At 72.1% G+C, this 17,658-nt stretch carries 15 protein-coding genes; 3 read left to right on the top strand and 12 right to left on the bottom strand.

The genetic code is table 11. From position 1 onward, the window contains the following. The 3 genes from gatB to gatC all read right to left on the bottom strand — a co-directional run. On the bottom strand, positions 1–784 hold a 784-nt coding region (gene gatB / locus BIV28_RS00915; RefSeq protein ID WP_076258477.1), incomplete at its 3' end, for an Asp-tRNA(Asn)/Glu-tRNA(Gln) amidotransferase subunit GatB. Positions 785–786: 2 nt separating this feature from the next. Beyond that, the gene (gene gatA / locus BIV28_RS00910; protein ID WP_076258512.1) at positions 787–2,313 is read right to left on the bottom strand and encodes an Asp-tRNA(Asn)/Glu-tRNA(Gln) amidotransferase subunit GatA; all 1,527 of its coding nucleotides are present in this window, start codon (positions 2,311–2,313) and stop codon (positions 787–789) included. Between the two features lie 104 nt (positions 2,314–2,417). Next, the gene (gene gatC, locus BIV28_RS00905; RefSeq protein WP_076258475.1) at positions 2,418–2,714 is read right to left on the bottom strand and encodes an Asp-tRNA(Asn)/Glu-tRNA(Gln) amidotransferase subunit GatC; all 297 of its coding nucleotides are present in this window, start codon (positions 2,712–2,714) and stop codon (positions 2,418–2,420) included. Between the two features lie 158 nt (positions 2,715–2,872). Here gatC and BIV28_RS19825 point away from each other — a divergent pair, with 158 nt between their 5' ends. Beyond that, positions 2,873–3,502 carry a hypothetical protein gene (locus BIV28_RS19825; protein WP_207555681.1) on the top strand — a complete coding sequence of 210 codons (630 nt, stop codon included), beginning with the start codon at positions 2,873–2,875 and terminating at the stop codon, positions 3,500–3,502. 94 nt (positions 3,503–3,596) lie between these two features. On the opposite strand, the gene BIV28_RS00895 is transcribed toward BIV28_RS19825, so the two are convergent. The 8 genes from BIV28_RS00895 to ligA all read right to left on the bottom strand — a co-directional run bounded on the left by BIV28_RS00895 (position 3,597) and on the right by ligA (position 13,246). Next, positions 3,597–4,616 (bottom strand): branched-chain amino acid ABC transporter permease, encoded by a 1,020-nt coding sequence (locus BIV28_RS00895; protein ID WP_076258473.1) that lies wholly within the window; start codon positions 4,614–4,616, stop codon positions 3,597–3,599. Further along, a complete protein-coding gene (locus BIV28_RS00890; protein WP_076258471.1) occupies positions 4,613–5,482 on the bottom strand; it encodes a branched-chain amino acid ABC transporter permease in 870 nt (289 codons plus the stop codon). Before BIV28_RS00890 ends, BIV28_RS00895 begins: the two co-directional genes overlap by 4 nt. Before the next feature lie 132 nt (positions 5,483–5,614). Then, a complete protein-coding gene (locus BIV28_RS00885) occupies positions 5,615–6,856 on the bottom strand; it encodes an ABC transporter substrate-binding protein (protein WP_076258469.1) in 1,242 nt (413 codons plus the stop codon). 163 nt (positions 6,857–7,019) lie between these two features. Then, positions 7,020–7,793: an ABC transporter ATP-binding protein gene (locus BIV28_RS00880; protein ID WP_207555680.1), complete on the bottom strand. Its 774-nt coding sequence runs from the start codon at positions 7,791–7,793 to the stop codon at positions 7,020–7,022. Further along, entirely contained in the window at positions 7,786–8,526 is a 741-nt protein-coding gene (locus BIV28_RS00875) for an ABC transporter ATP-binding protein (RefSeq protein WP_083706922.1), read from the bottom strand. Before BIV28_RS00875 ends, BIV28_RS00880 begins: the two co-directional genes overlap by 8 nt. 261 nt (positions 8,527–8,787) lie before the next feature. Beyond that, positions 8,788–9,333: a YciI family protein gene (locus BIV28_RS00870; RefSeq protein ID WP_076258468.1), complete on the bottom strand. Its 546-nt coding sequence runs from the start codon at positions 9,331–9,333 to the stop codon at positions 8,788–8,790. 33 nt (positions 9,334–9,366) lie between these two features. Beyond that, entirely contained in the window at positions 9,367–10,881 is a 1,515-nt protein-coding gene (locus BIV28_RS00865; RefSeq protein WP_076258466.1) for an HNH endonuclease, read from the bottom strand. A gap of 157 nt (positions 10,882–11,038) precedes the next feature. Then, positions 11,039–13,246, bottom strand: coding sequence for an NAD-dependent DNA ligase LigA (gene ligA, locus BIV28_RS00860; protein WP_076258464.1), 2,208 nt, complete (start codon positions 13,244–13,246; stop codon positions 11,039–11,041). 237 nt (positions 13,247–13,483) lie between these two features. Here ligA and BIV28_RS00855 point away from each other — a divergent pair, with 237 nt between their 5' ends. Together BIV28_RS00855 and BIV28_RS00850 are read left to right on the top strand one after the other, a co-directional pair. Beyond that, complete coding sequence (locus BIV28_RS00855; protein WP_076258463.1) at positions 13,484–14,995, top strand: long-chain-fatty-acid--CoA ligase; 1,512 nt, start codon at positions 13,484–13,486, stop codon at positions 14,993–14,995. 273 nt (positions 14,996–15,268) lie between these two features. Further along, complete coding sequence (locus BIV28_RS00850; protein ID WP_242652708.1) at positions 15,269–16,501, top strand: L,D-transpeptidase; 1,233 nt, start codon at positions 15,269–15,271, stop codon at positions 16,499–16,501. A 73-nt stretch (positions 16,502–16,574) separates the two neighbouring features. Here BIV28_RS00850 and BIV28_RS00845 read toward each other — a convergent pair whose 3' ends face one another. Beyond that, positions 16,575–17,567, bottom strand: a complete 993-nt coding sequence (locus BIV28_RS00845) for a uroporphyrinogen decarboxylase/cobalamine-independent methonine synthase family protein (protein ID WP_076258461.1) — start codon at positions 17,565–17,567, stop codon at positions 16,575–16,577. Between the last annotated feature and the right edge of the window lie 91 nt (positions 17,568–17,658).

Here is a 17,658-nt window from a genome sequence, read left to right as displayed (position 1 = left end):
CGGCCCGCTCGACCGAGCGCAGCGAGTTGACGTTCTTCGTCTCGGTGCGGGTGCCGAGCGGCACGGCCGCCTGCTCGGCCGACGTGGGTTCGCCGGCCTTGGGGCGCAGCGAGACGTTGGCGTCGCAGCGCATCGAGCCCTGCTCCATCTTGACGTCGCTGACGTCGAGGGCGCGCAGCAGGTCGCGCAGCGCCGACACGTAGGCGCGCGCCACCTCGGGCGCCCGCTCCCCCGCACCGGTCATCGGCTTGGTGACGATCTCGATGAGCGGGATGCCGGCGCGGTTGTAGTCGACGAGGCTGTGCGTCGCGCCGTGGATGCGGCCGGTGGAGCCGCCGACGTGCAGCGACTTGCCGGTGTCCTCCTCCATGTGGGCGCGCTCGATCTCGACGCGGTAGACCGTGCCGTCCTCGAGCTCGACGTCGAGGTGGCCGTTGTAGGCGATCGGCTCGTCGTACTGCGAGGTCTGGAAGTTCTTCGGCATGTCCGGGTAGAAGTAGTTCTTCCGGGCGAACCGGCACCAGGCCGCGATGTCGCAGTTGAGGGCCAGGCCGATGCGGATGGCCGACTCGACGGCCTTCTCGTTGACGACCGGCAGGGCGCCGGGCAGGCCGAGGCACACCGGGCAGACCTGCGAGTTGGGCTCGGCGCCGAACTCGGTCGGGCAGCCGCAGAACATCTTCGTGGCCGTGTGCAGCTCGACGTGCACCTCGAGGCCCATGACCGGGTCGAAGCGCTCGAGGGCCTCGTCGTAGTCGAGGACGGCGTCGGTGGTGGTCGTCATCGTCAGGCTCCCTTCACGGCGGAGGCACCCAGCTCGGGCGCGCGGTCGAGGATCGGGCCGCCCCAGCGCGAGACCAGGGCCGCCTCGAGGGCCGCACCGACCATGTAGAGGCGCTCGTCCTTGGTGGCGGGCGCGAGCACCTGGATGCCGGTCGGCAGGCCGTCCTCGTCGGCGACGCCGGAGGGCAGCGACATCCCGGGCACGCCGGCGAGGTTGGCCGGGATCGTGGCGATGTCGTTGAGGTACATGGCCATCGGGTCCTCGAGCTTGTCGCCGAGGCGGAAGGCCGTGGTGGGCGCGGTCGGGCTGACGAGCACGTCGACGGACTCGAAGGCGCGGTTGAAGTCCTGCGCGATGAGGGCGCGGACCTTCTGCGCCGAGCCGTAGTACGCGTCGTAGTAGCCCGAGCTGAGGGCGTACGTGCCGAGGATGATGCGGCGCTTGACCTCCGGGCCGAACCCGGCGTCGCGCGTCGCGGCCATGACCTGCTCGGCGCTCGGGTCGGGCACGCCGTCCGGGCCGACGCGCAGGCCGTAGCGCATGGCGTCGAACTTGGCGAGGTTGCTCGACGCCTCGCTCGGCAGGATGAGGTAGTACGCGGCGAGCGCGTACTCGAAGTTCGGGCAGCTGACCTCGACGACCTCGGCACCGAGCTCCTCGAGGAGGCGGACCGACTCGTCGAAGCGCGCGCGGACGCCGGGCTGGTAGCCCTCGCCGCCGAGCTCCTTGACGACGCCGATGCGCATGCCGCTGACATCGGCGCGGCGCGCGGCCTCGACGACGGGCGGCACCGGGGCGTCGATCGACGTGGAGTCCATCGGGTCGTGCCCGCCCATGACGGCGTGCAGCAGCGCGGTGTCGAGGACGGTGCGGGCGCACGGGCCGGCCTGGTCGAGCGAGCTGGCCAGGGCCACGAGGCCGTAGCGCGACACGCCGCCGTAGGTCGGCTTGGTGCCGACCGTGCCGGTGACGGCCGCCGGCTGGCGGATCGAGCCACCAGTGTCGGTGCCGGTGGCGAGCGGCGCCTGGAAGGAGGCGATGACCGAGCTCGAGCCGCCGCCGGAGCCGCCGGGGATGCGGTCGAGGTCCCACGGGTTGCGCGAGGGGCCGTAGGCCGAGTGCTCGGTCGAGGAGCCCATCGCGAACTCGTCCATGTTCGTCTTGCCGAGGATCGGCAGGCCGGCCGCGCGCAGCTTCGCCACGACGGTGGCGTCGTAGGGCGGGATCCAGCCCTCGAGCATCTTGCTGCCGCACGTCGTCGGCAGGCCCTTGGTCGTCATGACGTCCTTGACGGCGATGGGCACGCCGGCGAGGGCGCCGAGGGTCTCCCCCGCGGCGCGCCGGGCGTCGATCGCGCGGGCCTGCTCGAGGGCACCCTCGGTGTCGACGTGCAGGTAGGAGTGCACCTGCCCGTCGACGGCCGCGATGCGGTCGAGGTGGGCGCGCGTGACCTCCTCGGAGGAGATCGTCGAGGCCGCGAGGGCCTCGGCCAGCGCGGACGCGGTGGCGCGGGTCAGGTCGGATGGCAGGTCGGTCACGTCAGTGCCTTCGTCGTCGCTGCGGGTGGAGTGGTCGGGGACGCGGGGCGCGGCGGCGCGCAGGGCGCGGGCCGGGCCTCGGGCGTCGGGGCTGGTCAGTCCTCGTCGAGGATGCGCGGCACCGAGAAGCGCTGGTGCTCGGAGCGGGGCGCGCCGGAGAGGGCCTCCTGCGGCGTGAGGCTCGGGCGCACGACGTCGGGACGCGTGACGTTCGTCAGCGGCATCGGGTGCGACATCGGGGCGACGCCGTCGGTCGGCGCCTGCTGCACCTTGGCCACGGACTCGAGGATCACCGAGAGCTCGCCGACCATGCGGTCGAGCTCGGCCTCGGACAGCTCGATCCGGGCCAGGCCGGCGAGGTGGGTTACGTCGTCGCGGGACAGGGAGGACATGCGGGTCAGTCTATGGGTCGGCCGCGGTGCCCCGGGCACGCGTCCCGGGCGCCCGCGGGGCCGCAGGAGCGCTTCGTGCCGGCCGGTGCCGCCGCGACCGTGTCCTCGGGGCGGGGTGCCTCGTTGTCAGCAGGCAGACCGGTACCCGAGGAGACCCGATGACGAGTCCGACCAGCACGTCCACCCCCGACGCGCCCCACGCGTCCGAGACCCCGACGCCGGAGGCGTCCACCCCCACCACGCCCGACGCGTCCGCGACGACGACGCCCGACGCGTCCGGCCCCACGGCCCCCGACGCGCGCACCCCCGCGACCCCCGACGCGTCCGGCCCTGCGGCGACCGGGGCGAGCACCGCCCCTCCCCGTCCCACGCGCACCCGCGCCCACGTGCGTCGGCTCCGGAAGGAGCAGGGCGAGGCGACTGGCACAGGCGGCGTCGGCACGGCGCTGCGCACCGCCGCCGGCGCCGGTCGACGCGGCTTCGACCACGCCCGGTCGGGCCTCGCCTCGCTCGTGTGGACCGCGGCCCTCGTCGCGGCCGGCGTCCTGCTGCTCGGCGTGGTCCTCGTCGTCGCCGACGCCAACACCCGCAACGCCCTCGTCGAGTGGGTCCTCAAGGCCGCCGACGTGCTCGACCTCGGCGTCTTCGGCCGCGACACCGGCGTCAAGCAGTTCACCGGTGAGGGGGCGGCCGTCAAGAACGCCGTCGTCAACTGGGGCCTCGGCGCGGTGGCCTGGCTCGTCGTCGGCCGCGTCGTGCGCCGGCTGCTCACCCTCGGCGTGAAGTAGGTCGCTCCCCGCCCGAGCACGCCAGCCGCCCCGAACGGCCACGACGCCCCCGACCCTGGACCGGGTCGGGGGCGTCGTGCCGGGCGGCGGGCGCTCAGTCGCGCCGGGCGCGCCGCCGGTCGATGACGTAGGTGCGCACGAGGTTGCGCGCCGTGCCCCACACGCCGTGGCGGAAGAGCAGGACGATGACGACGAAGATCGTGCCGGTGATGAGGCCGATCCCCTCGAAGCCCGCGCTCGCGAGGTAGTCCTCGAGGACGACGACGATCGCGGCACCGACGAGGCCGCCCCAGAGGGTGCCGATGCCGCCGAGGACCGTGATGAGCACGACCTTGCCCGACGTCGTCCACATCAGCTCCTGGAGCGAGGCGAACTGGTGGCTGATCGCGAAGACGCCGCCGGCGAGGCCCGCAAGCCCGGCCGAGATGACGAACGCCTTGACCTTGTAGACCTCGACGTCGTAGCCGAGGGCCCGCGCGCGGGCCGGGTTGTCGCGCACGGCCGTCAGAACGCGTCCGAACGGGGAGTTCACCACGCGCCAGGCGAGGATGAGCCCGACGACGATGACCGCCGCGCCCGCGTAGTAGAAGTAGAACGAGTCGGTCTCGACGGCCTCGATGCCGAAGAAGCTCTGCGGGATGCCCTGCAGGCCGTTCTCGCCGCCCGTCAGCGAGCGGGCCTGGTTGGCGATGAAGTAGAGCATCTGGGCAAAGGCGAGCGTGACCATGGCGAAGTAGATGCCGGTGCGGCGCACCGACAGCCAGCCGATCGGCCACGCGACGAGCATCGAGAACACCGCGCCCCCGAGGACGGCCACCGGGAAGGGCACGCCCCAGTGGATCGCGATGAGGCCGGTGCAGTAGGCCGAGCCGCCCCAGAACGCCGCGTGCCCGAAGCTGAGCAGGCCGGTGAAGCCGAGGAGCAGGTCGACGCTGATCGCGAAGAGGCCCCAGCAGAGGATGTCCATCGCGACGGGCGGGTAGATCCAGTACGGCAGCAGGACGAGGACCGCGAGCCCAACGAGGAGCAGCAGGTACCGGACCGGGCTGCGGCGCGACAGGATCGAGGGCTGGGCGAGGTCGACGTCGACCTTCCCGGTCAGCTGGGTGCTCATGCGACCTCCTCCCGTCCGAAGAGCCCCGAGGGCCGGACGAGGACGACGACCGCCATGAGGACGAAGATGACGATCTGGGCGAACGCGGGGGCGTAGGCGACGCCGTACGCCTCGACGAGCCCGACGAGGAACCCCCCGACGACGGCGCCGAGGATCGAGCCGAGGCCGCCGATGACGACCACGGCGAACAGGATGATGATGAAGTTGCTGCCCATCTCGGCGGTGATGGCGCGCGTCGGGGCGGCGAGGACGCCGGCGAGCCCGGCGAGGGCGATGCCGAACCCGAACACCGGCGTGACGAAGCGCCCGACGTTGATGCCGAGGGCACGCGTCCGCTCGGCGTCCTCCGTGGCCGCGCGCACGATCATGCCGATGCGGGTGCGCGTCAGCAGCAGGCCGACGGCCACGCACACGACGACGCTGAAGACGCAGGCGAAGATCGCGTAGACCGACAGGTTGACGCTGCCGATCGTCACCTGGCCGCCGAGCCCCGAGGGGATCTCGTAGGGCAGGCCCGAGACGCCGTACCGCTGCTTGACGGCCTCGACGAGGATCAGCGTCAGGCCGAAGGTGAGCAGGAAGTTGTAGAGCGGGTCGAGGGCGAGGAGCCAGCGCACGAGGAGCCGCTCCATGAGGACGCCGAAGAGGAACATCAGGACCGGGACGACGACGAGCGCCACCCAGAACCCGACGTGCAGCTCGGCGAGGAGCACCGCGGAGATGACGGCCCCGAGCATGTAGCAGGCGCCGTGCGAGAAGTTGACGACGCCGAGGACGCCGAAGATCACCGCGAGGCCGAGGGCCGACAGTGCGTAGAAGCCGCCGGCGGCGAGGCCCTGCAGGGTGTACTGGATGAATTCGCTCATGTCACAGACTCGTTCGCGTTCGCCGTGCGGACCCGTGTGGTCCGGGACGTTCGGTGGACGGTGGGTGTGGCGTGGCGGACCGGGTGGCCGTCCGGCGTGCGCGAGCGGACGCCGGACGGCACGAGGACCCGGTCAGCCCATCTTGCAGTCAGGGTTGGCGGGGCCGTAGGCCTCGGCCGCGGGGATCGTCTTGACGATGTCCTCGTAGTCCCACTCCTCCGGCGCCGAGCTCTTGACCTTCGCCAGGTACATGTCGTGGATGACGGCGTGGTCGGCCTTGCGCACCTCGCCGTTGCGGAGGAACACGTCGTTGATCTTCTTGCCCTCGAGCTTGGCGACGACGGCGTCGGCGTCGTCGGTGCCGGCCTCCTGGACCGCCTCGAGGTAGTTCATCGCGGCCGAGTAGTTCGCGGCGTGGGCGAACGACGGACGCGTGTTCGTCTTCTCCTTGAAGCGGTCGGCCCACTTCTTGTTCTGGTCGTCGAAGTTCCAGTACCAGGCGTCGGTGAACTGCGTGCCCGCGAACTGGTCGACGCCGAGCGAGTGGATGTCGGTGATGAACATGAGGCCGACGGCCAGCTGCACCTTGCCCTTGAGCGGGCTCTGGTTGAACTGCTTGACGAAGTTGATGAGGTCGCCGCCCGCGTGCATCGAGCCGATGACCTTCGGGTTGCCTTCGCCGGCCTTGGTGATGAACGTGGCGAAGTTGTCGCTCGGGAACGGCGAGGCGATCGACTGGCCGACCGATCCGCCGGCGGCCTGGATCTCCTTGGTGAAGGACTTGTTCATGTCCTGGCCGAAGGCGTAGTCGGGGTACACGATGTTCCACGACGTGCCGCCGGCCTTGGTGATGGTGCCGGCCGTGCCGCGCGCGAGCGCCGCGGTGTTGTAGGCCCAGTGGAACGTGTACTTGTTGCACTGGGCGCCGGTCAGGGCCGTCGTGCCCGCGCCGATGTTGATGTAGAGCTTCTTCTTGTTCTTGGCCTGCGTGGCCACGGCGAGACCGGCCGCGGAGTTGGGCACGTCGAGGATGATGTCGGCCTTCTGGCGGTCGTACATCTCCTGGGCCTTGGAGTTGGCGACGTCGGCCTTGTTCTGGTGGTCGGCCGTGACGATCTCGATGTCCTTGGCCACTGCCTTGTCGCCGTACTTGGCCTTGTAGTCGTCGATGGCCAGCTGGATGGCGACCTTCGAGTTCGGGCCGGAGAGGTCCTTGTAGACGCCGGACTGGTCGTTGAGCAGGCCGATGACGACCTTGTCGTCGGTCAGCTTGCTCGAGCCGCCCGACTGGGGGCCGCCCTGCCCGCACGCGGCGAGCGCGAGCGAGGCCGTGGCGGCCACGGCCAGCGATGCGTGGATCTTCCTGCTACGCATGTCCCCTCCTGGGGTGACGTCGGAGTGTCGTGTCGGATGTGTGGTGCCGGACGTGTGGTGCGGGTGCGTGGTGGTGCGCTGGTGCGTCGGTGGAACCGGGGGTGAGGCGGGTGACGCGGGTGGTGCGGGTCGCGTCCGGGCCCGGCGGGCGCGGACCGCTGGGTCACATCCCGAGGTGGGTGAGCAGCTCGCTCTCGCGGGCACGGAACTCGTCGTTGTCGAGGTGCTCGACGACCTGCCCCTGGGCGAGCAGGTAGTGCCGGTCGGCGACCGTCGAGGCGAACTTGACGTTCTGCTCGACGAGCAGCACGCCCACGCCCTGACCCTTGATCTCGCGGATGATCTCGCCGATGCGCTGGACGATGACGGGGGCCAGGCCCTCGCTCGGCTCGTCGAGCAGCAGCAGGCGCGACCCCATCCGCAGCACGCGCGCCATGGCGAGCATCTGCTGCTCGCCGCCCGAGAGCCGGGTGCCCGGGAAGTCGCGCCGTTCGTGCAGGACGGGGAAGAACTCGTAGACCTTCTCGAGCGGCCACGCGTCGGGGTGGACCACCGGCGGCAGGAGGAGGTTCTCGGCGACGGTGAGGCTCGCGTAGATGCCGCGGTCGTCGGGCACCCAGCCGAGGCCGGCCTTCGCCCGCGCGTCCGCGGAGCGCCTGGTCACGTCGGCCCCGTCGAAGGTGACGGTGCCCTCGACGTGCCGGTGCAGCCCCATGACCGAGCGCAGCAGGGTCGTCTTGCCGGCGCCGTTGCGCCCGACGAGGGTGACGACCTCACCGGCACCGACGCCGACCGAGACCTCGCGCAGGACGCGGGCCTCGCCGTACCAGGCGGACATGCCGGCGACGTCGAGCACGTGCCCGGCGGTGTCGCCGGAAGCGGTGCGGTCGGTGGTGGCGACGGACGCGGGGGCGTCGGTCGCGACGGGCTCACTCATGGGACGCTCCGAGGTAGGCCGAGATGACGCGCTCGTCGGCGCGCACCTCGTCGTAGGGGCCCTCGGCGAGCACCTGGCCCGCCTGGAGCACCGTGACGCGGTCGGCGAGGGACCCGACGACGTGCATGTTGTGGTCGACGAAGACGACCGTGCGCCCGACGGCGAGGGTCTTGACGAGCGCGATGGTGCGGTCGACGTCCTCGATCCCCATGCCGGCGGTGGGCTCGTCGAGCAGCAACAGCTTGGGGTCGAGGGCCATGGCGATGGCGAGCTCGAGGGCGCGCTTCTGGCCGTACGCGAGCGAGGAGGCGGGGGCGCCCGCGCGGTCGGCGAGCCCGACCTGCTCGAGCAGGTCCATGGCGCGGTCGCCGAAGGTGGCCATCCGCTTGACCGACCGCCACCACTGCCGGCCCATCCCCGTCGGGCTGGCGAGGGCGAGCTCGAGGTGCTCGCGCAGCGTCATCTGCTCGAAGAGGCTCGTGATCTGGAAGGACCGGGCGATGCCGAGCGGGGCGATCTGCTCCGGGGCCTTTCCGGTGACGTCCTGGCCGTCGAAGACGACGGTGCCCGACGTCGGGGTGAGGAACCCGGTGAGCAGGTTGAAGAGGGTCGTCTTGCCGGCCCCGTTGGGGCCGACGAGCGCGTGGACCGTGCCCTGCGCGACCGACAGGTCGACGCTCGAGACCGCCGTGAACCCGCGGAACTCCTTGGTCAGGGCCCTGGTCTCGAGCAACGGGGTACCCGTCAAGACCTGCACCTCCTCGTGCGTCGCGCTCTGCTGGTGCCGACCGGTCGGCCGACGGTGGTCCTCCCGCGGGTCGGTCCGTCGTGGACCGGGGAGGCTGCGGGAAAGCCTAGGAGGACGTGGGATCGAAAGGACGGTGGGCACCCACACACCTGGGGCGGTTCTGTGGGTGGGGCACACATGAGGACCGACCTCCTGGGGCGACGCGGTCCAGGCGCCCCATTCCGCCGGTCCGACACGGACAGTCGCTCAGCCGGACCGTCCCCCGAACCGCCACTCGTGCACCTCCACGCCCACGAACTCGTCTGCGGACAGGGCCACCCGGGCGGCGGCGGCGTCCGCCGCCTCGAACAGCACTGCCGCGCCGACGGTGACCGACCCGTCGTCGGACAGCAGGGGCCCGCACGCGATGACGTCCTCGCCCTGCGGCAGCGGCGGCCCGACCGCGGCCGGCTCCGTGAAGCCGAGGACGAGGAAGCGCGGGCGCTCGGGCCGGGCACCGGGGAACACCCACATCGTGCGGCCCAGCACGTTGCGCCACCGGCGCAGCAGGACGTCGCGGTAGGCCCCGGCCTGGTAGCCGGGCTCCTCGAACGCGAAGGCCCGTGCGGCCGCGGCGTCCGGAAGGTCGAGCACGTGGACGCTGCCGGTCAGAGTGCCGTCCGCGGCGAAGGTGGGCCCCCTCGCGATCATCGTGTCGGCGAAGCCGTCCATGTAGGCCCAGTGCTGCTCCACCATGGCCTCGCGCAGCGCCATGGACCCCGGGCGGTCGCGGTGGTAGCAGAAGAACTCCATGCCGCCCAGCCTTGCAGGTGCGTGGGACCCAGGTCAGGCGGCGTCGATCAGGAGCACCTTGAGGGATCGCTCCAGGGGGCTGGACAGGTCGAGCACGTGGCCCGGGACGAGCGGGGGCGCGAGCGACGCGTAGGCGTGCCCGGTCGGCGTCGTGGTGACGACCCGGTGGGGCCCGGCGCGCTCGCCCGGCCCTTGGTGTTCGACGGCGCGCCAACCCGGCAGCTGCTTCGTGTGGTTGCAGCGCACACACAGACCCTGGCCGTTGCCGGCGCTCGTCCGGCCGCCCGAGGCGTGGTCCTCGACGTGGTCGAGGTGACGGATCGGGGCGTCGCACCACGGGGTGCGACAGACCCCGCCGTCGCGAGCGACGACGAAGCGCCGCAGACCACCGTCGAAGGTGCGACGCGACGAGTCCATGGCCACGAGCTCGGCAGCCGTGGGGTCGGCGTAGAGGCGGCGGAGCCAGGCGCGGGCGCGCGCTTCGTCGGAACGGGAGACGGAGCCTGCTGGGCCGGCCTCGCCGCCGAGCAGACGGCGCGCCCATGCCGCCGGGACCGCGCCGTACCCGGGAAGCTGCGCCGGCACGTCGTCGCCCCAGAACAGGGCGCGGTCGGTCATGACGAGCTGTACCTCGACGGCAACGTCCTCGGCGCGCTTCTGCCCGGTGGCCCGGACCACGAGCTCGTCGGCCATGACCTGCCCCTTGGTTCGCTCGTCACCGACCGCGCGCGCCGAGTCGGCGGCCGCCGTGAGTGCGGCGTGGGTGGCGACGGCCTGGGCAACAGGCAGCAGCGCCGTGACGTAGGCCATGGTGTTCGGAGCCGGGCGGATCGTGACCCGCCGATCGGCTTGCGCCCGAGCGCTCCTCGCGAGAATCGACGCCGGTTCGACGCGGTACGCAGCAGCCCGGACGCGGCGCGCGAGCTCGCGGTCACCGAGCGAGCCGATCTCGTCACCGAGGCGGCCTGCGACCTCCGCGTCGACGGAACGTCGCTGGTCCTCGTCGAGGCCCTCGGTCTCGCGGGCGACGATCGCCGCCCGCCATTCGCTGAGGTCGCCGCGCTCGAGCGCGGCGAAGGTCTGCGGCATCTGGCGGAGCAGGCGGAGTGCGAGCCGCACGTGGTGGCTGCCGCGCGCGGGCGACTCACGGCGCGCGAGGGCGACCTGGCCGGCCACGCTGCGCAGCGCGTCACGACGAACGCCGCGCCGCACCCGGTCGCCCGACCCCGCCACTCCCCCGACGCCGTCGACGGCACCGTCGGTGGCCGAGGCCCGACGGGCCTCCTGGCGCGCCCGGCGCCATCCCTCGAAATCCCCTGCCGCAGAGCACTCCCGAGCCCGCTCGCGCCACTGCTGCGCCACCTCGGCCTGTGACTCGACGAAGGCGACCGTCACGCGCGCCTGCGCTGCCGCGACCGCCGCCTTGACCCGCTCGAGCGCCGCGAGCTGGTCGACCCGTTCGGCGTCGTCGCCCGACCCGTCGACGGCGCGCAACGCGTCGACGAGGGAGCCGAGCTCCTCCGCCGAGCGAAGCGCACCATCGAACATGTGTTCGATTCTACGCGAAGCGCACGACTGCGACAACCGTTGCGCACAGGCCAATTCGCCTGAACGACAGGATCATTGCGCCCCTACGCCGCCGAGCGAGCGCGCGCCCAGCGAGCACGGACCCCAGGGTTGGCGGGTCGGCACCGTGGATGTCCGGTCAGTCGGGTGAGCCGGTCTCGAGGAGCCGGCGGAAACCGTCCTCGTCGAGGATCGTCAGGCCGAGCTCCTCGGCCTTGGCGGCCTTGGTCCCGGCGTTGGCCCCGATGACGACGTAGTCGGTCTTCTTCGACACGGACCCCGACGCCTTGCCGCCGCGGCTGATGATCGCCTCCTTCGTCTCGTCGCGCGAGAAGCCGTCGAGCGAGCCCGTGACCACGACCGTCTTGCCCTCGAGCGTGCGCTCGACCGACGCGTCGACCTCGTCCTCCATCCGCACCCCGGCCTCGGCCCAGCGGTCGACGATCTCGCGGTGCCAGTCGACGCCGAACCAGTCGATGACGGCGTCGGCGATGACCCCGCCGACGCCCTCGACCTCGGCGAGCTCCTCGCGCGAGGCCGCGCGGATGGCGTCCATCGACCGGAGGTGCGAGGCGAGCGCCCGCGCCGCCGTGGGCCCGACGTGCCGGATCGACAGCGCGACGAGGACCCGCCAGAGCGGCTGGGTCTTGGCCTTCTCGAGCTCGGCGAAGAGGACCTCGGTGTTGGCCCGCGGCTTCGAGGGCGTCTTGGCCGTCGGCTTGGTGAAGAAGTACAGCTCCTGCTGCCACGGCCCCGGCACGCCCTTGACCTTGCGGCGACGCCACACCGTGACCTCGCTCAGGTCCTCGGGCCGCAGGTCGAACAGGCCCGCCTCCCCCGGCAGCACGGGCTCCGAGCGCGGCACGCCGTCGGCGTCGGCCTCCTCGGGCCGGTCGAACTCCGGGTCGGTCAGGGCGATCGAGGCCTCCCACCCGAGCGCCTCGATGTCGAGCCCGCCGCGCGAGGCCAGGCCGAAGACCCGCTCGCGCAGCTGGCTCGGGCAGGCGCGCGAGTTGGGGCAGCGGATGTCCTTGTCGCCCTCCTTCTCCGGGGCGAGCGCCGTGCCGCACGACGGGCAGTGCGTCGGCATGACGAAGGCGCGCTCGGAGCCGTCGCGCAGGTCGACGACCGGGCCGACGATCTCGGGGATGACGTCGCCGGCCTTGCGCAGCACGACGGTGTCGCCGATGAGGACGCCCTTGCGTTCGACCTCGTAGGCGTTGTGCAGCGTCGCCTGCTCGACGGTCGAGCCCGCCACGACGACGGGCTGCATGACGCCGTAGGGCGTGACCCGCCCCGTGCGCCCGACGTTGACGCGGATGTCGAGCAGCCTGGTGTTGACCTCCTCGGGCGGGTACTTGAACGCGATGGCCCATCGCGGGGCCCGCGACGTGGCCCCGAGCTGGCGCTGCAGCGGGACCTCGTCGACCTTGACGACGATGCCGTCGATCTCGTGGGAGCGGTCGTGCCGGTGCTCGCCGTGGTAGGTGACGAACTCCTGCACGGCGGCGATGTCGTCGAGCACCCGCACCTCGTCGGAGGTCGGCAGGCCCCAGCCGCGGAGGCGGTCGTAGGCCTCGCTCTGCCGCTCGATGTCGAAGCCCCGACGCGCCCCGATGCCGTGCACGAGCATCCGCAGCGGGCGCGTGGCCGTGACCTTGGGGTCCTTCTGGCGCAGCGACCCGGCGGCCGCGTTGCGCGGGTTGGCGAACGGGGCCTTGCCCGCCTCGACGAGGCCGGCGTTGAGGTCGGCGAAGGCGGCTGTCGGGAAGAACACCTCACCGCGGATCTCGACGAGGTCGGGCACGTCGTCACCGGCGAGGCGTTCGGGGATGCCCTCGATGGTGCGGACGTTGTTCGTGACGTCCTCGCCGGTGCGGCCGTCGCCGCGGGTCAGGGCCCGGACGAGCCGGCCCTTCTCGTAGAGCAGGTTGATGGCCAGGCCGTCGATCTTCAGCTCGGTGAGGAAGTGGGCGCCGCTGCCGACCTCGCGCTCGACGCGCTCGACCCACGTCTGCAGCTCCTCGAAGGAGAACGCGTTGTCGAGGCTGAGCATCCGCTCGACGTGGTCGACGGTCTCGAACCCGGTGGCGAACGAGGCGCCGCCGACGTTCTGCGTCGGGCTCTCGGGCGTGCGCAGCGAGGGGTGCGCCTCCTCGATCGCGTTGAGCCGCCGGATGATCGCGTCGTACTCGCCGTCGCTGATCGTCGGCGCGTCCTTGACGTGGTAGGCGAACTGGGCCGCGGAGGCCTGCTCGGCGAGCTCGGCCCACTCCTGGTGGACCGCGGTGGGGACGTCGTCGGTGACCGGCGTCGCGCCGGCGGCCTTTCCGGTGGTCTCGCTCACCCGCCCATCCTGCCAGCCGGGTCGGACACCACAGGGGCCACGGCACGCCGCGGGTCGCCAGCTCGACACCCGCTCGACACCCGCTCGGCACCCGCTCGGCACCCGCTCGGCACCCGCGTCAGGACACCGCCCCGCAGGGGCTGACGAGAGACCGCCCACAGACGGTCGCGAACCCCTGTTCACGAACGGACCGCCGGGTAACAATGGCGGCGACGCCAGCGCTGCAAAGGAGCACCGATGACCAACCTCGCCGCCAACCTCGTCGCGACCGCCGGGCGGGTCCCCGACAAGGTCGGGATCAAGCTCGACCAGCTCGAGGTGACGTGGGGCGCCCTGCACCGCGCGGCCGCGGCCGTCGCCGGACAGCTCCGCGCGGCCGGCCTCGAGCCCGGCGACCGGGTCTCGCTGATCCTGCCCAACGTGCCGGCCTACCCCGTCGCCTTCTACGGCACTCTCCTCGCCGGCGGCGTCGTCGTGCCGATGAACCCGCTGTTGAAGTCGGGCGAGATCCAGTACTTCTACGAGGACAGCGGCGCCCGGTTCAGCTTCGTCTGGCCCGACTTCGCCGACGAGGCCGGCAAGGCCGCCGCCGAGACGGGCACCCGTCTGGTCGTCTGCGGGCCGACGGGCCCGGCCGACGGCCAGTTCGACGCGTCCGAGTCCGCCGCCGAGCCGGTGCTCGAGGCCGTCGACCGGGCCGACGACGACACGGCCGTGATCCTCTACACGAGCGGCACGACGGGCAAGCCCAAGGGAGCCGAGCTCACCCACTTCAACCTGCACCGCAACGCCGAGCGATCCGCCGCCGACATCATGCAGATCACCGAGGACGACGTCATCATGGGCTGCCTGCCCCTCTTCCACGTCTTCGGCCTCACGTGCGGGCTCAACACGTCGGTCCAGCAGGGCTGCACGCTGACCCTCATCCCCCGCTTCGACCCGGCCAAGGCCATCGAGGTGCTCGGCCGCGACCACGTGACGATCTTCCAGGGCGTCCCGACGATGTACGCCGCGATCCTCAACAGCCCCGAGGCCGACCGCGCCGACACGAGCAGCCTGCGCACGTGCGCGTCCGGCGGCTCGGCCATGCCGGAGGCCGTCATGACGGCGTTCGAGGAGAAGTTCCACTGCCAGATCCTCGAGGGCTACGGCCTGTCCGAGACCTCCCCGGTGGCCTCCTTCAACATGCCCGACAAGCCGACGAAGCCCGGCACCATCGGCCGCGCGATCCCGGGCTGCGAGATGAAGCTCGTCGACATCGAGGGCAACGACACGCCGGCCGGCGAGATCGGCGAGATCGCGATCCGCGGCGAGAACATCATGAAGGGCTACTGGAACCGACCGGAGGCCACGAAGGAGGCCATCCCGGACGGCTGGTTCCGCTCGGGCGACCTCGCCACCGTCGACGACGAGGGCTACTTCACCATCGTCGACCGCAAGAAGGACATGATCATCCGCGGCGGCCTCAACGTGTACCCGCGCGAGGTCGAGGAGGTGCTCTACACGCACCCGGACGTCCTCGAGGCGGCCGTCGTGGGCGTCCCCGACGACCTCATGGGTGAGGAGGTCGGCGCGGCCGTCGTGCTCCGGCCGGGGGCCACGGCCACGCTCGAGGACGTCCAGGGCTACGTCAAGGAGCGCCTCGCCGCGTACAAGTACCCGCGCCGGCTCTGGCTGCTGCCCGAGCTGCCCAAGGGGCCCACGGGCAAGATCCTGCGCCGCGAGGTCCGGCCCCGGACCGACGCCTGAGCACCGGCCCGGCACCCCGCCCCGCGACGCTCTCCGGAGGCGGGGCGCCGGCCACTCCGCTACCGTGTCCGGACGTCCCCGCAGGGACCGGCTGAGGGCTACCTGCGGGTACTGACCCGGGTGTCGCAGCATCGCGACACGCGGGGCGGCTGGACTCGCCGTACGTTTTGGAGTATTGCCCGGTTTCGGCGACACTGATGACGGGTCACTACCGACGTGCCGTCCCCGTTCCGCCCCGGGGACTCCGGCACCGTCTCGAGGGGTACAGCACGCGTGAAGTCGAACATCCGTTCCGTCGTCGTCTCGGGCCTGGCCGCTCTGGCCATGCTCGGCGTGACCGCCTGCAGCTCGGCCGGCACCGCGGACACCACGAACCCGGGAGCCACCGGCACCTCGGCCCCGGGCCAGACCAGCAGCGCCGCCCCGAGCCCGACCACCGAGCCGGTCTCGTTCACGACGACGCCCGATGACGAGGCCACCGACGTGGCCGTCGACACCCGCGTCACGGCCTCGGCCCAGAAGGGCACGCTGACCAAGGCGTCGCTGTCCTACAAGAGCAAGAAGGGCAACCGCGTCCCCGTCGACGGGAGCCTCCAGGGCGGCACGTGGACGGCCGGCGACCTGCTCGAGCCCGGCGTCAAGTACACGCTGACGCTCGAGGGCAAGGACGCCGACGGCAAGACGACCGAGTCCACGCGCACCTTCCGCACGGCCAACCTCACGCTCGACGACCAGATCTACGTCGCGGTCTCCCCGCGTGACGGCGGCACGGTCGGCATCGGCATGCCGGTCGTCGTCCGCTTCGACCTGCCGGTCAAGGACCGGGCGAGCTTCGAGAAGCACATGTTGGTCACGACGCAGCCGGCGCAGTCCGGCTCGTGGTACTGGCTCAGCTCGACCGAGGTCCACTGGCGTCCGAAGACGTACTGGAAGGCCGGCACCAAGGTGCACGTCGAGGCCAACCTCAACGGCGTCCCGGCGGGCAACGGCCGCTTCGGCCAGATGTCGCGCACGTCCGACTTCACCATCGGCCGCGCCCTCGTGGCCAAGGTCAACCTCAAGACCGACCAGATGGACGTCTTCATCAACGGCACGTGGACCAAGCGGATCCCGATCACCGGCGGCCGCCCCGGCTTCACGACGCGTTCGGGCGTCAAGGTCATCATGGACAAGCAGACGAACATCACCATGAAGGCCGAGACCATCGGGCTGAAGAAGGACGACCCGAACTACTACGCCGACACCCCGGTCAAGTACGCGATGCGCGTCACGAACTCCGGCGAGTTCCTCCACTCCGCCCCGTGGTCGGTCGCCGACCAGGGCCAGCGCAATGTCAGCCACGGCTGCACCGGCATGAGCGATGCCAACGGCAAGTGGATGTACGACCACACGATGATCGGCGACGTCGTCGAGACCACGGGCACCAACCGGGGCATGACGATGGGCAACGGCTACGCCGACTGGAACCTCGGCTGGAGCACGTGGCTCAAGGGCTCTGCCCTCTGAGCCACCTCAGCTGACACGAGCACGACAGGAGGCCGGTCACCCCGACGGGGTGGCCGGCCTTCGTCGTGGCCCTTCAGCCCTCGGCGCGCTCGGCCAGCTCGCGGGCAGCGTCCACGGCGGTGCGCTGGACGCGTCGGGCGAGGTCGGGCCCGGCGGCGGCGAGACCGCAGGCCGGGGTGACGACGACGCCGGCGAGGTCGGCGACCGGCAGCCCGACGCGGCGCCACGCCGTCTCGACGTGGTCGGCGACGGCCGAGGCGCGCAGCCGTGACCCGTCGGTGGGCACGGACCCGGCGTGCAGCGTCACACCCTCCTCGACGGCGACCGCGACGCCCTCCCAGCCGCGCGGGCGCAGCAGGCTTGTGTCGAGCGAGAGCGCTGCCGCGCCGGCCGCCCGCAGCAGCGGCAGGGGCGGGTCGACGGCGCAGCAGTGCACGACGGTACGGCCGTCCGCGACCTCGGCCGCGGCGGCGAGGACGGTGCGCAGCCCGCCCTCGGCGACCTGCGGGTCGAGCGAGGGAAGGCGCCCGAAGCCCGACGCGGTCGGCAGGCGGCCCGCGAGCACCGTCGGCAGCGACGGCTCGTCGACCTGGACGACGATCTCGGCGCCGGGAACGAGCCGGCGGACCGCACCGACGTGCTGGCGCACCCCCTCGGCGAGCGACTCGACGAGGTCCCTGCAGGCCCCTTCGTCGACGACGGCCCGCTCCCCCCGCGGCAGCCACAGCGAGGCGGCGAGGGTCCACGGGCCGACGAGCTGCACCTTGAGCGGACCGGTGTGGCCGTCGAAGGCCTCGGCGAGCTCGTCGAGGTCCTCGCGCAGGAACGCGGCGGTCCGGCCGGCGTCGCGCCCCGGACGGTCGACGAGGCGCCACCCGACGGGCTGGAGGTCGACGGGCAGCTCGACGAGCATCCCGGCGGTGCGCCCGACCATGTCGGCGCCGGGGCCGCGGGCGGGCAGCTCGGGCAGGTAGGGCAGCTGGCCCTCGAGCAGCTCGCCGACCTGGGCGAGCGCGTCGCGCACCGAGGTGCCGGGCCAGGAGCCGATGCCGGAAGCGAGGGTCACCGCGCCAGCCTAGGCGGACGCGTCAGGCCGCCCCGAACGGGTGGCGGGCGCAGTCCTCATCACGCCGCCCGGAGGCCACGCGCTAGCGTGG

Source organism: Intrasporangium flavum (assembly GCF_001956915.1).
GTDB lineage: Bacteria > Actinomycetota > Actinomycetes > Actinomycetales > Dermatophilaceae > Monashia > Monashia flava.
This window is presented reverse-complemented; position numbering and strand designations above follow the sequence as displayed.

Coding starts and splice junctions, on each gene's coding strand:
- gatC (WP_076258475.1), bottom strand. CDS start 2,714: ATGTCCTCCCTGTCCCGCGACGACGTAACCCACCTCGCCGGCCTGGCC.
- BIV28_RS19825 (WP_207555681.1), top strand. CDS start 2,873: ATGACGAGTCCGACCAGCACGTCCACCCCCGACGCGCCCCACGCGTCC.
- BIV28_RS00895 (WP_076258473.1), bottom strand. CDS start 4,616: ATGAGCACCCAGCTGACCGGGAAGGTCGACGTCGACCTCGCCCAGCCC.
- BIV28_RS00890 (WP_076258471.1), bottom strand. CDS start 5,482: ATGAGCGAATTCATCCAGTACACCCTGCAGGGCCTCGCCGCCGGCGGC.
- BIV28_RS00885 (WP_076258469.1), bottom strand. CDS start 6,856: ATGCGTAGCAGGAAGATCCACGCATCGCTGGCCGTGGCCGCCACGGCC.
- BIV28_RS00880 (WP_207555680.1), bottom strand. CDS start 7,793: ATGAGTGAGCCCGTCGCGACCGACGCCCCCGCGTCCGTCGCCACCACC.
- BIV28_RS00870 (WP_076258468.1), bottom strand. CDS start 9,333: ATGGAGTTCTTCTGCTACCACCGCGACCGCCCGGGGTCCATGGCGCTG.
- BIV28_RS00865 (WP_076258466.1), bottom strand. CDS start 10,881: ATGTTCGATGGTGCGCTTCGCTCGGCGGAGGAGCTCGGCTCCCTCGTC.
- BIV28_RS00855 (WP_076258463.1), top strand. CDS start 13,484: ATGACCAACCTCGCCGCCAACCTCGTCGCGACCGCCGGGCGGGTCCCC.